Origin of the sequence: Streptomyces sp. E2N166, from assembly GCF_003671715.1 — a bacterium.
Lineage (GTDB): Bacteria > Actinomycetota > Actinomycetes > Streptomycetales > Streptomycetaceae > Streptomyces > Streptomyces thinghirensis.
Genome location: NZ_RAIF01000018.1, coordinates 8950 through 22388 on the forward strand (window position 1 = coordinate 8950; position 13439 = coordinate 22388).

The window sequence follows — 13439 nt, forward strand, 5'->3', positions numbered from 1 at the left end:
CGTCGGTGCCGGGGGGGGATCCCGCAGGCCGGCGCCTGCGGGGTGCCGCCGCGCCCACCCGTGCCGCCCTGCGACACGCCTGCCCGCGGCTAGGCCCGGATGATCGCCAGCGCCTCGTCGCGGACCTTTGTCATCGTCGCCTCGTCACGGGCCTCCGCGTTCAGGCGCAGCAGCGGCTCCGTGTTGGAGGGGCGGACGTTGAACCACCAGTCGGCGGCCGTGACGGTGAGGCCGTCCAGGTCGTCCAGGGTGATGCCGTCCCGCCCCTCGTACGCGGTCCTGATCGCGGCGAGGCGGGCCGCCTGGTCGGTGACGGTGGAGTTGATCTCGCCGGAGCCGGCGTAACGGTCGTACTGGGCGACCAGGCCGGACAGCGGGCCCTGCTGGCCGCCGAGGGCGGCCAGGACGTGGAGGGCGGCCAGCATGCCGGTGTCGGCGTTCCAGAAGTCGCGGAAGTAGTAGTGCGCGGAGTGCTCGCCGCCGAAGATCGCGCCGGTCCTGGCCATCTCGGCCTTGATGAAGGAGTGGCCCACGCGCGTGCGTTCCGGTGTGCCGCCGTTCTCCTTCACGACCTCCGGCACGGACCAGGAGGTGATCAGGTTGTGGATGACCGTGCCCTTGCCGCCGTTGCGGGCGAGTTCGCGGGCGGCCACGAGGGCGGTCACGGCGGACGGGGAGACCGGGTCGCCGTTCTGGTCGACGACGAAGCAGCGGTCGGCGTCGCCGTCGAAGGCGAGGCCGAGGTCGGCGCCCTCCTCGCGGACCCGCTTCTGGAGGTCGACGAGGTTGGCCGGGTCGAGCGGGTTGGCCTCGTGGTTGGGGAAGGTGCCGTCCAGTTCGAAGTACATCGGCACCAGGTCGAGGGGGAGGCCGGTGAAGACCGAGGGGACGGTGTGGCCGCCCATGCCGTTGCCCGCGTCGACGACGACCTTGAGGGGGCGGATGGTGGTGAGGTCGACGAGGGAGCGCAGGTGTGCCGCGTAGTCGGCGAGCGTGTCGCGCCGGGTGACGGTGCCGGGGCGGGGCGCCGGCTCCGGGGCGCCGGAGGCGCTCCACCGCTCCACGGACGCGCGGATCTCGGCGAGGCCCGTGTCCTGGCCGACGGGGGCGGCGCCCGCGCGGCACAGCTTGATGCCGTTGTACTGGGCCGGGTTGTGCGAGGCCGTGAACATGGCGCCCGGCAGGTTCAGCGCGCCGGAGGCGTAGTACAGCTGGTCGGTGGAGCACAGGCCGATCTCGGTGACGTCGGCGCCGCGGGCCGCCGCCCCGCGCGCGAAGGCGCCGGACAGGCCAGGGGACGAGGGCCGCATGTCGTGGCCGGTCACGATGGCGCTCGCGCCGGTCAGCTCGACGAACGCAGCGCCGAACAGCTCGGCCAGCGACTCGTCCCACTGGTCCGGCACCACACCGCGTACGTCGTACGCCTTCACGATCTGCGACAGATCAGCAGCCACGGCCAACCTTCCTGGAAGTCCTGTCGGAGCCCACAAACTACCCGTAACCATCGACGGGGTGCCGTGGGGTTCCGGAAGGTCAGGGCGGCATCCGGCCCAGGACCGGCGTGGACTGCCCGACCACGATCAGGCACATCACCGGCGGCAGGCCCAGACTCCAGGGCAGCACCTTGCGCAGCAGGTCGCCATCGCGGCCCGCGAGGCCGACGGCCGCGCAGGCGACGGTGAGGTTCTGCGGGGGATCATCTTGCCGAGGACGCCGCCCGAACTGTTGGCGGCGGAAGTGGCTCAGGTGGCCGGGGTGGTCGAGGTGACTCAGTTGTCCGGCGAGCGCAGGACGCGCAGGTGGCCGCGGCGCGCGACCTCCATCGGGTCGGCAGCCCGCCGACCGCCGCCCGCCTCCGCCGCCCGCTCCTGGGGGCGTGCCGCCTCGCGCACCGCGTTGGCGAGCGCTTCCAGGTCGTCGCCGCTGGGACGGGCCGGGGCCGAGCCGTCGAGAAGGCGGACGACCTCCCAGCCGCGCGGGGCGGTGAGGCGCTCGGAGTGCTCGGCGCACAGGTCGTAGCAGTGGGGTTCGGCGTAGGTGGCGAGCGGGCCGAGGACCGCGGTCGAGTCGGCGTAGACGTACGTCAGCGTCGCGACGGCGGGACGGCCGCAGGCGGTGCGCGAACAGCGACGTACAGGGCTCACGATGTTGGACGGTACCGCACTCTTGAGCGGGCCGCGAAGACTCTCCACCAGGTCACACCACCGTGTCGTGGTGTGAAACGCCCCACAGGATCCCCTGTTCGCACCTCGTTGACCTGCACGGACGCCGGTTTCCGAGACGTCGGACGGCTCCGGAAGCGGTCGCGAACCGATACGAACAGCGACATTTGCCTTGAGTTCGACGGTCGCGGAGAGATACGGAATCGAGCCCAACCTTGGCTGGAATGGTCATCCGGCGACATGCCGTACGAGGTGCCCCGGCGCTGTCCGGTGTGCGTGTGCGGTCCGGCGCGGGGCACCGGCGGGGACTACCCTTCACCAGTGATGGACAACCCCCTGACACCCCGTGAGGCAGGCCGCCCGGGGCCCCGCCGTCGTGATCGTCACGGTCGGGGCATGCGCGGCCCGGTCGCGCCCCCGCAGGTACCGCTCGCCGCGAGCCGCGGCGAGGTGTTCGCGGATCTGGTGCAGGACTCCGTGGAGCGCCTGGAGCGGCGGTGGCCGCAGCTCGCCGACGTCGATTTCCTCGTCCTCGACGTGCCGCGGCCGGCTGCGGACGCCGGGGAGGCCTGGCACGACGAGGCGGTCCCGCTCGGGGCGGCGGTGCCCTCGCGGGACGGGCGACGGGGGCGCGTGGTCGTGTACCGGCGGCCGGTCGAGATCCGGGCCAAGGGCCGGGACGAGCGGGCGGCGCTCGTGCACGAGGTCGTCGTCGAGCAGGTCGCGGAGTTGCTGGGGCTGACGCCGGAGACGGTGGATCCCCGGTACGGGGAGGACTGAGCGAGCCCGCGGGTGCGCGGGGCAGTGGTCCGGTGCCTGGCCTGTGCCCGGCGCCGGTACGGGGGCGGGGTGCACGGCCCGGCGTCGCGGGGTGCCGCCGCGCCCACCCGGGCCGCCCCGGACGACACGTACGCCCGCGGCCGCGGAGGGGGCGCCGGCCGCGGGCTGTCAGGGCCTACCGCTGCAGTACCGACAGGTCCTCGTCCGCGTTCGGTACCGAGACCGTTCCCCGGTCGTCGGGGAGGGTCTGGACGGTGAACGACGCCACGTCGTCGTCCTCTCCGGTCAGGGTGCGGGACGCGTACACCGGGCCGCCCGAGACGGTCTCGACCGTCAGTGCGTAGGCGCCCTTGAGGCCGGCGGGGACCGGTGCCTCCACGTTCTGGGTCGTGCCGCCCTTGATCGTGTACGTCTTGGTCGCCGTCGTACCGCCCTCGGTGCCCGCCGAGGCCGTGACCTCGACCTTCGCGGTCTCTGTGATGGCGGCCAGGGACAGTGTCGTGCGCTTGGCGCGGTTGTCCGCGGACGTCGCGCGCGCACCGACCGGGTCGGCGGCCGGAATGAACGCCGACTCCTGTTCGCCGCCCTTGCCCCGCACGACCCGGACCGCCGCCACGACCGGCACGGACCCGCCGGTCGGCGTCAGCACCAGCGATCCCGCCTCGCCGCGCGTGACCTCGCCGAGGTCGACGCCCGTCGTCATCCCCGCCTTGACGTGCACCGTCTCGTGCCCGGCGGGCGTGATCGACCCGGTCGGCGAGGCGAGGCGCACCTTCAGGTCGGCGTCGGTGCCACCGGGTGTGAACAACACCAGGCGTACGGCTGTGGCGTCCTTGGGGATGCCCGGCAGTACGAGTTCACCCGCCGGGTCCGCGGCCGCGGTCAGCCAGTCGCCGCCGGTCGTGTCGTCCAGGGCCTGCACCGCGGCGCCGACCCGTCCGCTGCGCACGCCGACGTGCACGGTGACGTCGGTCTGCTCCACGTCGCTGAGCGTGGAGAGCAGGAGGGACTCACTGGCGTGCGGCGGCACGGTGATCCCCTCCCCCACCGTGGACTTCAGGGCTCCGTCCTTGCCGTAGAGCTCGATGTCGACGACGGCCGCCGAGTCGTCGGGGTTCGTCAGGTGCACGTAGTCCGTGCGGTCGGTCGCCGTGCTGGCGCCCGGGAACCAGAACTCCGTGTCCGGAGCGGTGCAGTTGACACCCTGCAGTCCCCGGCCCGTCCCGGCGGCGACCTCGGTGGTCTGCTGGACCGTCCAGCCGGGCGCGTGACCACCCTCGGCGGTGCCGACCAGCGCGGGGGCGTCAGCACCGGAGGTGCTGCCGGTGACCGGCGTGCCGGGCGCCTCGGGCTGCACGACGGGCTTGTCGGTCTTCTTCCCGTCCTCGGGGGTACCGGCCGCGAGTGTGGCCCGGCCCTTCTCGTCGGCACCCTTGGTGACGGGCGTGAAGGACGTGTACGACGTCTCGGCGAGGTCGGAGGTGCTGGGCGCCGGGCACAGCAGGCTGGTGCGCTCCACGGGCAGCCGGGCGGCCGACTGGGCGGTGTCCGCGCCGGTGGCGTCCGGTGTGGACACCGCCGCGAAGCCGGAGATCGCGGCGAGCGCGGTCGCGCCGGCGAACAGGGACAGGGTGGTGCGCTTCACTGCTGACTCCCGTCGGGACGCTCACTGCCCGCGCCGTGGGGGTGGTGGGGCTGGGAAGGGTCGTACGGCGTGTCGTATCCGGCCTGGCCGTACGCCTGGTCGTAGGCGGGGTCGTACTCGCCCGCCTGGGACGGGTCGCCGTAGGCGTAGGGGTCGTACTGGCCGTGTTGGCCGGCCTCCTGCCGGCCGGCCTGGTACTGGCCCGCCTCGTACTGACCGGCCTGGCCGCCCTGATAGGCGTCCGCCGGGTACTGCTGCTGTCCGTACGTGCCCGGGTCGTACTGCTGGGCGCCCTGGTACTGCTCGCCGCCGTACGTGCCGTAGGAGTTGTACTCGGCACCGGCGTACCCCGCCGAGTCCCACTCTCCGTACGCCGGCTGCTGCGGAACCGGCACGGGTGTCTCCGCGGGCGGGCCGGCCTGCGCGGAGGCGTCCGCGGCCTCGGCCACCGGTTCGCCTGGCGCCCCGGCCTCGGCCTCCGCCTCGGCCTGGGCGCGCAGTCGCCTGGCCCGGCGGCCTTCGCCCTCGACGGCCTCGGCGGGGACGAGCGGCTCTTCGGGCAGGTCGTCGTCGACGTCGCGGCGCCTGCCGGGCAGGGCGAGGACCACCAGGACGACGGCGAGGAGACCCTGGGCCCACAGCCAGGCGGTGTGGGTGAACGGGGCGTCGTAGGTGACGTCCAGCTTTCCGCCGGAGGCGGGGAGTTCGAAGCCCTGGGCCCAGCCGTCGACCGTGGTGCGGGTGAGCGGCTTGCCGTCCAGGGTGGCCGTCCAGCCCTCGGCGGCGGTGTCGGCGAGGCGCAGCACGCGGCCGTCGGAGCCGGACGGGACTTCCGTGTGGATCTCCACGGGCCCGGCCGCGACGGGCCGCGGCTCCCTGGCACCGGAGCCGGAGCCGGAATCCTCGCCGGACACGATGGTCGCGCGCGCGACCTCCTGGTCCACCCGCCACAGTCCGCTGCCGTCCTGCTGGCTCAGCCGGCTCAGACCGGGTGTGGCGTCCAGGACGCGGGTGACCTCGCGGGGCGCGCCCTTGTGCACGAGGACGTAGCGCACGGCGAAGCCGCCGAGCTGGTCGGCCTGGTCGGCGCCGGAACCGGCCACGAGGTTGGCGACGATCTTGTCGAGTCCGCTGTTCCCGCCGTCTCCGGCGGCCAGTTCGCCGTCGCCGAGGCGGGCTCCGGAGCCGCGGACCAGCATGTAGCTCACGTGGGCCGGGGAGTCGCTGTCCAGGACGAGGGTGCGGGCCTGGTCGCGGGTGTGGCTCTCCTCGGCGACGAACGCGGGCACCTGGACGGGATCGCGTCGCTCCAGGGGACCGTCGGCGCCCCCGATCATCCAGCCGGTGGCCGCGATCAGCGGGCCGACGGCCGAGGCGAGGGCGATCAGGGCGGCGACGGGCTGGCGCCAGCCGAAGCTCTGCTCGGCCACCCGCGAGCGTGCCCCGTCGGCGCCGAGGGTGGCGGCGGACAGCAGGGCGATGCCGTAGACGAGGGTGGCGGGCCCGGCCCAGGCGGAGCGGTTGGACAGGACCGCGAAGACCAGGGCGACCAGGGCCACGGCCCAGGCCGTACGGATGCCCAACTGCCGTTCCGAGCGCAGGAGGGCGGCGAGCGCGGCCAGCACGATGCCGATGAGGATCAGCCCGCCGACCGTGCCGGGGCCGCCGGGGCTCGCCCCGAGCAGGTCGAGGGCGGAGGCGGCCGAGGAGCCGAACCCCAGTCCGGCCTCGTCGAAGAAGCCGAACGGGAGCAGCGTCAGCGACCAGGGGGCAAGAAGCAGCAGGGGGGTGCCCAGTTGGGCGAGGAAGCGCAGTCCGTACGCCGTGATGTCGCCCCGGCGCAGAGCCAGGACGCCGACGCCGAGGAGCAGCGCGATGGGCCACACGACGGGCGTGAAGGCGGTGGTGATCGTCAGCAGCAGCGCGTACGCCCAGGTGGCGCGCCAGCTGCCGCGGGTGCCGGACGAACTCGTCAGGCCGGCCGCGGCGGCGCCCGCGCGCGCGATGAGCGGCAGCAGTACGGCCAGGACGGCGGTGCCGATACGGCCGCCGGCGAGCGCGCCGGTGGCGGCGGGCAGGAAGGCGTAGGCGACGGCCGCCCACGCGCGCAGCAGCCGCGAGGTGACGAGCGGGCGGGAGGCGAAGTACGCCGTGACACCGGCCAGGGGCACCGAGCAGACCAGCAGCAGGGTGACGGCCAGGCCGGTGGAGCCGAGGAGCACGGAGGCCAGCGTGGCGACGATCGCGAGGTAGGGCGGTGCGGAGGCGGTGCCGCCGGTGCCGACGGTGTGCCAGGCGTCCGTGTAACGCGCCCACAGCTCCCCGGCTCCGGCCGGGGCGGGCAGCAGCGCCCCGCCCGCCAGGGCGCCGCCGCCGAGAAGCGCCCGGCAGGCGGCCAGGGAGACGAACAGCAGCACCAGGAAGAGCACCGGGCCGGGCTTGCGGGCGATGCGCTTGAGACGGGCGAACTGCTCGATCTCCAGGAAGTCGGCGTCGTCGCCGCCGGGTCCGGACTCGATGCCGCCGCCGTGCCGCCCGGCGCCGGTGGTCGTCTCGGCGTCGGAGCTGTCGACCAGGCTGCCCGCGACCTGTTCGACGGTGACGCGGATGGTCGCGCCGGGGGGCGGGAACAGGGGGCGCAGTTCGTCCTTCTCGACCTGCGGGCGGCCGCGTTCGCGCCGCCCGGCGAGGATGCGTTCGGGGCGCAGCAGGACGCCGAGCAGGCCGCGGATCTCGTCGACGGCCTGCCCGGGGACCTTGCCGACGAGGTAGGCGAGGGTGCGCAGCAGGGTGCCCACGACGATGCGCAGCAGCACCCAGGGCAGGGCGGCCGTACGGACGTTGACGAGGAGGGTGTGGACGGCGCCGGCCTTGTCCACCTTGTGCGGGGAGGCGGTGGTGCGGCCCGCGCAGTCGACGGCGCGGCGTTCGCGGGAGGCGGCCTCCGCGTGGCGTACGACCGCCTCGGGGGCGACGAGGACGCGGAGGCCGGCGGCGTGCGCGCGCCAGCACAGGTCGACGTCGTCGCGCATCAGGGGCAGCCGGCGGTCGAACCCGCCGAGCCGCTCGAAGACGTCACGCCGGATCAGCATGCCCGCGGTGGACACCGACAGGACGGGCCGGACGTGGTCGTGCTGGCCCTGGTCCTGTTCGCGGCGGTCCAGGCCGGTCCAGCGGCGGCCGGAGTTGGCGATGGAGACGCCGACCTCCAGCAGTTGCCGGCGGTCGTACCAGCCGCGGAGCTTGGGGCCCACCACGGCGACGTCGTCGCGGCCGAGTTCGTACTCGTTGTCCACGACGCGCAGCAGCTGGGCCAGGGCGTCGGGTTCGGGGGCGCAGTCGTCGTGCAGCAGCCACAGCCACTGCACCGGCTCCCCATGGGGAAGCTCCGGCAGGTCGTAGGTGTCGTCGCGCCAGGTGCGCGTGACGGGGTCCCAGCCGCTGGGCCGCCTCAGATACGGCAGGTCGTCCGGGGTGAGGACGGGGGCGGTGCGGGCGGCCTCCTCGACGGCCTGGCCGAAGCCGGTGCGCCGGGCGAGGTGGAGCACGCGGTCGTCGCCGAGGGCGTCGGTGACCAGCCGGGCGGAGTCGTCGGCGCTGCCGGTGTCGGCGGCCACGGCGTACTGGACGGGGCGCTCCTGGCCGAGCAGCCCGGCGAGCGCGTCGGGCAGCCAGCGGGCTCCGTCGTGGGCGACGAGGACCGCCGTCACCACGTGACGCGGGAACTCAGGTGTGGCAGCGAGGTCTTGCTGGGCTGCCGTGTGGCTGTGCACGGACATCGAGGTACGGGCCCCGGTTCGGTGGACTGCGGTGGACGCCCGTGCCTGTTGTGGGTGGCGGGGCGTCTCGGACGAGCGCCCACACTATCGGCTGGGCAGGGCGACGGCCCGCCGCCTGTGGACAACCCACCTGCGAGGGGCCGTTCCCGCAGTTGTCTACGCGGGGTGGTGCGGTACGCGCGGAGAATGCGCCGCCCGTCGGACCGCGGGTCGGGGGCGGGTCAGACGGCGGCCTTCTTCAGGCGGCGGCGTTCCCGCTCGGACAGGCCGCCCCAGATGCCGAAACGCTCGTCGTTGGCAAGGGCGTACTCGAGGCACTCGGAGCGGACCTCACAGGCGAGGCAGACCTTCTTGGCCTCCCTGGTGGAGCCGCCCTTCTCGGGAAAGAAGGACTCGGGGTCGGTCTGGGCGCACAGTGCGCGCTCCTGCCAGCCGAGTTCCTCGTCCGCGTCGTCGACCAGCAGTTGCTGCACCAGCTCGGTCATGTGCGCCCCTCGTCTGTCTTTCGCGTCCCCGTGATCTAGCCGTTACCGATTCCGGCTGAACGACACGAGTGAAATTACAAGTGTGCTGCTCCGGGCGAGTCAAGCCGAGATCTGCTATTGGGCCCCTTATTCACTCTGCGGAACCAAGGCCAAGCGGAAAGTGTTCAAATCGGCCTAAACCTCGACATACCCATGAGGAGCCCGAGGGCAGCCGACCCGCGCGGAGCCCGCATCAGGAAGGACGCCCGAGCGTTCGATCCCGTTCCGATACACACGCCGAAGCGAACCTGATCACATTCGGATCACGGGATCGCAACGGGGGTTGTGCGCCCGGCTTGTGCGCCATGTGTCCCGGAAGCCGCCTGAGCAAACCTTTCACCTGCGAGATGAACCGGATGAGGTGAAACATGTCCCACATAACGGGCACCGAGTTGACAGTGCTGGTGTGAGCCGCTGTCCTTGTGGGCATGCTCGCGAACTTGGCGCTCACCTCGACCCGCACCGCCGGGTCCCACGGTGCTGCCCGCGCTCGCTGTAGCTGTTGTTGCCGTTCCAGCTGTTGAGCCAACCGCGCTCCGGCTGTCCCGAGTCCACGCGACTCGTGTCTTCGCTGCCCGCCCCACCAGGGCGTTCTCCCTCTTGCCTCTTCGCCTCCCGCACTCTTCCGCCGAGGACCCACCGCACCCATGAACAGCGACAGCGACCTCCAGATCGCCGGCGACATCCTCGAAGTCCCCCACCTCCTGCAGGCACCGCGCGAGCACCCGGCCACCGTCGCCGAGTTCGCCGGCCTTGCCCGGTCCATCGCCGCCGACCGGTCCGAGTGGGCGCACCTCGTCCGTTACGACGCGACGACGCGCTGGTACCACCGGCTGCGCACCGGCCCCGGCTACGAGGTCTGGCTGCTGTCCTGGCTGCCCGGCCAGGGCAGCGGACGCCATGACCACGGGCACTCCTCCGGAGTGCTGACCGTCCTGGACGGCACCCTGACCGAGCGCACCGAGCGCGGCACGCGCGCGCTGCGGGCGGGGGCACAGCGCGTTTTCGCGCCGGGGTACGTGCACGAGGTGGTCAACGACGCGCTGGAGCCGGCGGTCAGCCTGCACATCTACTACCCGGGACTGACGGACATGCCGATGCACTCCGCGCGGTGCTCGGGTGCCGACGCGGGAGCCGGTGCCGGTGCGGTGACGACTGCCTGACGCGGTGTCGTACCCGCCTGCAAGACTGGGGCCATGCGCATTGTGGTTCTGGCAGGCGGCATCGGCGGTGCCCGGTTCCTGCGTGGTCTGAAGCAGGCCGCGCCGGACGCGGACATCACGGTCATCGGCAACACCGGGGACGACATCCACCTCTTCGGGCTGAAGGTCTGCCCGGACCTCGACACGGTGATGTACACGCTCGGTGGCGGCATCAACGAGGAGCAGGGCTGGGGACGGGCCGACGAGACCTTCCATCTCAAGGAGGAACTCGCGGCGTACGGCGTCGGACCCGAGTGGTTCGGCCTCGGCGACCGCGACTTCGCCACGCACATCGTGCGGACGCAGATGATCGCCGCCGGCTTTCCGCTCAGCGCGGTGACGCAGGCCCTGTGCGACCGCTGGAAGCCCGGCGTGCACCTCGTTCCGATGACCGACGACCGCGTGGAGACCCACGTCGCCGTCGAGCTGGACGGGGAGCGCAAGGCGGTCCACTTCCAGGAGTACTGGGTACGGCTGCGGGCCTCGGTCCCCGCCGAGGCGGTCGTACCGGTCGGCGCCGAGCAGGCCAAGCCGGCACCCGGTGTCCTGGAGGCCATCGCGGAGGCGGACGTGATCCTCTTCCCGCCCTCCAACCCGGTCGTCTCCGTCGGCACGATCCTCGCCGTGCCCGGCATCAGGGAGGCGATCGCCGACGCCGGGGTGCCGGTGGTGGGCCTGTCCCCGATCGTCGGGGACGCGCCCGTACGCGGGATGGCCGACAAGGTGCTCGCGGCGGTCGGCGTGGAGTCCACGGCGGCCGCGGTCGCCGAGCACTACGGCTCGGGACTGCTCGACGGCTGGCTGGTCGACACGGTCGACGCGGAGTCCGTCACGCGCGTGAGGGCGGCCGGCATCCTCTGCCGCGCCGTACCGCTGATGATGACCGACCTCGACGCGACGGCGCAGATGGCCCGGGAGGCGCTGACGCTGGCCGAGGAGGTGCGGGAGGCGTGAGCGACGGCGTGCGTGACGGCGCGTCCGGACCCGGGGAGGGCTACCGGGTGTGGGCCGTCCCCGGTCTGCCGGAGGTGCAGCCGGGCGACGACCTGGCCAAGCTGATCGCGGCGGCCGGGCCCGCCCTCGCCGACGGGGACGTGCTGCTCGTCACGTCCAAGATCGTGTCCAAGGCCGAGGGCCGCGTCGTGGAGGCCGCCGACCGGGAGGCCGCGATCGACGCGGAGACCGTGCGGGTGGTGGCCCGGCGTGGCGCGCTGCGCATCGTCGAGAACCGCCAGGGCCTGGTCATGGCGGCGGCCGGGGTCGACGCCTCCAACACGCCCTCCGGGACGGTGCTGCTGCTCCCCGAGGACCCGGACGCCTCCGCGCGCGGCATCCGCGACGGACTGCGCGACGCGCTGGGCGTCGACGTCGGCGTGGTCGTCACCGACACGTTCGGGCGGCCTTGGCGGGCCGGGCTCACGGACGTGGCCATCGGCGCCGCCGGTGTGCGGGTCCTCGACGACCTGCGCGGGGGCACGGACGCGCACGGCAATCCGCTGGGCGCCACCGTCGTCGCCACCGCCGACGAGCTCGCCGCCGCGGGCGACCTGGTCAAGGGGAAGGCAGCCGGGCTGCCCGTCGCCGTCGTGCGCGGCCTCCCGCAGGTGGTGGCGGAGGACGACGGCGAAGGCGCGCGGGCGATGGTGCGCGGCGCGCGCGACGACATGTTCCGGCTGGGCACGTCGGAGGCGGTACGGCAGGCGGTCACCCAGCGCCGTACGGTACGGGCTTTCACGGACGAGCCGGTCGACCCCGGCGCCGTACGACGCGCGGTGGCCGCGGCGGTGACCGCACCGGCGCCGCACCACACGACGCCGTGGCGGTTCGTGCTGCTGGAGTCGGCCGGATCCCGCACCCGGCTGCTGGACGCGATGCGGGACGCCTGGATCGCGGACCTGCGGCGGGACGGCAAGAGCGAGGAGTCGATCGCCAAGCGGGTCCGGCGCGGGGACGTCCTGCGGAACGCGCCGTATCTGGTCGTGCCCTGCCTGGTCATGGACGGCTCGCACACGTACGGGGACGCGCGGCGCGACGGGGCCGAGCGGGAGATGTTCGTGGTCGCCACCGGTGCCGGCGTGCAGAACCTGCTCGTCGCGCTCGCCGGGGAGCGGCTGGGATCGGCGTGGGTGTCCTCGACGATGTTCTGCCGGGACGTCGTACGGGAGGTACTGGGGCTGCCGGGCGACTGGGACCCGATGGGTGCCGTCGCCGTCGGTCATCCCGCCGAGGAGCCGCGGGCGCGGCCGGAGCGGGACGCGGGGGCGTTCATCGAGGTGCGGTGAGCCTGTCCGGGCGAGCCCTTACCCTCGTAGGGGTTTCCGCTTTCCCCGCGTTCCCGCACCTCCCTTTCCCCGCATTCCCTCGTGCCAAGGACCTCTCTCGTGGCAGGACGTTTCGCTCCCCGGCCCACGCGCGCTTCGGTGCGCGGCGGGGAGGGCGCCGTGCCCGCGGGCGTGCCTCGGCAGGCCCGCGCGCCGGGCAGGGTACGGGTGTGGGTGCCGGGCTGGCCGCTGGAGCTGGGGCTGGTGCTCGGTCCGCTGCGGCGCGGTCCGGGCGATCCGACGTTCCGGACGATGCCGGACGGGTCGGTGTGGCGGGCCAGCCGGACGCCCGCCGGGCCGGGCACGCTGCGGGTCACCGCGCGCGGCGGTGAGGTGCGGGGCGAGGCCTGGGGGCCGGGGGCGGAGTGGCTGCTGGAGCGGCTGCCGCGGATGCTGGGCTCCGACGACGACCCGGCCGCGTTCGTACCGCGGCACCGGCTGCTGGCGTTCACGGCACACCGGCGGCCGGGGCTGCGGCTGACCCGGACCGGGCTGGTGATGGAGTCGCTGATCCCCTCGATCCTGGAGCAGAAGGTCACGACGCTGGAGGCGTACCAGGCGTGGCGGCTGCTCGTACGGAAGTACGGGGAACCGGCGCCGGGGCCCGCACCCGGACGGATGTGTGTCATGCCGTCGGCGCGGACGTGGGCGATGATCCCGTCCTGGGAGTGGCACCTGGCCGGGGTGGACGACAAGCGGGCGTCGACGATCCTGCGGGCCGTGCGGGTCGCCGCGCGGCTGGAGGAGGCGGCCGGGATGGAACCGGCGGCGGCGCAGGAGCGGCTGGAGGTCGTGTCCGGCGTCGGGCCGTGGACGTCCGCGGAGACCGTGCAGCGCAGTCATGGGGCGCCGGACGCGGTGACGGTGGGGGATCTGCATCTGCCGGGGATCGTGGGGTTCGCGCTGGGCGGGGACCGGGACGCGGACGACTCCGTGATGCTGCGGCTGCTGGAGCCGTACGCCGGGCAGCGGCATCGGGCGGCTCGGTTGGTGTTGTTGAGCGGGCGGGTGCCGGGGCGGCGGGCG

General features: G+C 73.7%; 10 protein-coding genes and 1 pseudogene. 5 read left to right on the forward strand and 6 right to left on the reverse strand.

Translation table 11 applies throughout. From position 1 onward, the window contains the following. Positions 1-89 precede the first annotated feature (89 nt). From EBH09_RS14305 to EBH09_RS14315, 3 genes and pseudogenes are all read right to left on the reverse strand, one after another. Positions 90-1454: a phosphomannomutase/phosphoglucomutase gene (locus EBH09_RS14305; RefSeq protein WP_121747408.1), complete on the reverse strand. Its 1365-nt coding sequence runs from the start codon at positions 1452-1454 to the stop codon at positions 90-92. A 79-nt stretch (positions 1455-1533) separates the two neighbouring features. Next, positions 1534-1733, reverse strand: a pseudogene (locus EBH09_RS14310) (L-lactate permease); the annotation flags it as partial. A 36-nt stretch (positions 1734-1769) separates the two neighbouring features. Then, complete coding sequence (locus EBH09_RS14315) at positions 1770-2192, reverse strand: DUF3499 domain-containing protein (protein ID WP_121747409.1); 423 nt, start codon at positions 2190-2192, stop codon at positions 1770-1772. A gap of 294 nt (positions 2193-2486) precedes the next feature. Between EBH09_RS14315 and EBH09_RS14320 the strand changes: the two genes are divergently transcribed. After that, positions 2487-2942 (forward strand): metallopeptidase family protein, encoded by a 456-nt coding sequence (locus tag EBH09_RS14320; RefSeq protein ID WP_193776354.1) that lies wholly within the window; start codon positions 2487-2489, stop codon positions 2940-2942. Positions 2943-3117: 175 nt separating this feature from the next. Here EBH09_RS14320 and EBH09_RS14325 read toward each other — a convergent pair whose 3' ends face one another. The 3 genes from EBH09_RS14325 to EBH09_RS14335 all read right to left on the reverse strand — a co-directional run bounded on the left by EBH09_RS14325 (position 3118) and on the right by EBH09_RS14335 (position 8851). Beyond that, on the reverse strand, positions 3118-4587 hold the full coding sequence (locus EBH09_RS14325; RefSeq protein ID WP_121747411.1) for a DUF5719 family protein: 1470 nt from the start codon (positions 4585-4587) through the stop codon (positions 3118-3120). Then, positions 4584-8366 (reverse strand): glycosyltransferase family 2 protein, encoded by a 3783-nt coding sequence (locus EBH09_RS14330; protein ID WP_121747412.1) that lies wholly within the window; start codon positions 8364-8366, stop codon positions 4584-4586. The genes EBH09_RS14325 and EBH09_RS14330 overlap by 4 nt, the downstream gene beginning before the upstream one ends. A gap of 221 nt (positions 8367-8587) precedes the next feature. Then, positions 8588-8851 carry a WhiB family transcriptional regulator gene (locus EBH09_RS14335; protein ID WP_003975777.1) on the reverse strand — a complete coding sequence of 88 codons (264 nt, stop codon included), beginning with the start codon at positions 8849-8851 and terminating at the stop codon, positions 8588-8590. 686 nt (positions 8852-9537) lie between these two features. Between EBH09_RS14335 and EBH09_RS14345 the strand changes: the two genes are divergently transcribed. The 4 genes from EBH09_RS14345 to EBH09_RS14360 form a co-directional block, all read left to right on the forward strand. Further along, positions 9538-10053: a cysteine dioxygenase family protein gene (locus EBH09_RS14345; RefSeq protein WP_121747413.1), complete on the forward strand. Its 516-nt coding sequence runs from the start codon at positions 9538-9540 to the stop codon at positions 10051-10053. A gap of 33 nt (positions 10054-10086) precedes the next feature. Further along, positions 10087-11046 carry a 2-phospho-L-lactate transferase gene (cofD, locus tag EBH09_RS14350; RefSeq protein ID WP_121747414.1) on the forward strand — a complete coding sequence of 320 codons (960 nt, stop codon included), beginning with the start codon at positions 10087-10089 and terminating at the stop codon, positions 11044-11046. After that, positions 11043-12374 carry a coenzyme F420-0:L-glutamate ligase gene (locus tag EBH09_RS14355; protein WP_121747415.1) on the forward strand — a complete coding sequence of 444 codons (1332 nt, stop codon included), beginning with the start codon at positions 11043-11045 and terminating at the stop codon, positions 12372-12374. The genes cofD and EBH09_RS14355 overlap by 4 nt, the downstream gene beginning before the upstream one ends. A gap of 99 nt (positions 12375-12473) precedes the next feature. Continuing rightward, positions 12474-13439: DNA-3-methyladenine glycosylase (locus tag EBH09_RS14360; RefSeq protein ID WP_153182669.1), on the forward strand; the 966-nt coding region annotated here is incomplete at its 3' end.